We start from the raw sequence: 998 nt of genomic DNA on the forward strand, positions 1-998 counted from the left end.
CCTGATGTACTACGGCTCGGGCAACCCCTCGACCTGGAACCCGAAGCAGCGTCCGGGCGACAACAAGTGGTCCATGACGATCTGGGGCCGGGACGTCGATACCGGCATGGCCAAGTGGGTCTACCAGATGACCCCGCACGACGAGTGGGACTTCGACGGCGTCAACGAGATGATCCTCACGGATCAGAAGGTTGGTGACAAGGAGCGCCCGCTGCTCACCCACTTCGACCGCAACGGCTTCGGCTACACGCTCGATCGTGCCACCGGCGAACTGCTCGTCGCCGAGAAGTACGATCCGGTGGTGAACTGGGCCACCAAGGTCGACATGGACAAGGGCTCCAAGACCTATGGCCGCCCGCTGGTCGTGTCGAAGTACTCGACCGAGCAGAACGGCGAGGACGTGAACTCGAAGGGCATCTGCCCGGCGGCTCTGGGCTCCAAGGACCAGCAGCCGGCGGCCTACTCGCCCAAGACGCAGCTGTTCTACGTGCCGACCAACCACGTCTGCATGGACTACGAGCCCTTCAAGGTGTCCTACACCCCGGGCCAGCCGTATGTCGGTGCGACCCTGTCGATGTACCCGGCCCCGAATAGCCACGGCGGCATGGGCAACTTCATCGCCTGGGACGGCGTGAACGGGAAGATCAAGTGGTCGAACCCGGAGCAGTTCTCGGTGTGGTCGGGCGCGCTCGCCACGGCGGGTGACGTGGTCTTCTACGGCACGCTGGAAGGCTACCTGAAGGCGGTCGACTCGAAGTCGGGCAAGGAGCTGTACAAGTTCAAGACGCCGTCGGGCATCATCGGCAACGTGATGACCTACCAGCACAAGGGCAAGCAGTTCGTCGGCGTGCTCTCGGGCGTGGGCGGCTGGGCCGGCATCGGCCTGGCGGCGGGCCTGACCGATCCGAACGCCGGTCTCGGCGCGGTCGGCGGCTACGCGGCGCTGTCGAACTACACCAACCTCGGCGGTCAGCTCACCGTCTTCGCCCTGCCGAACT

1 protein-coding gene is annotated in these 998 nt (G+C 65.0%); it reads left to right on the forward strand.

The features are described 5' to 3' along the window. Window positions 1–998: PQQ-binding-like beta-propeller repeat protein (locus MOX02_RS30730; RefSeq protein ID WP_147029531.1), on the forward strand; the 998-nt coding region annotated here is incomplete at both ends.

Source organism: Methylobacterium oxalidis (genome assembly GCF_007992195.1).
GTDB classification, from domain to species: Bacteria; Pseudomonadota; Alphaproteobacteria; order Rhizobiales; family Beijerinckiaceae; genus Methylobacterium; species Methylobacterium oxalidis.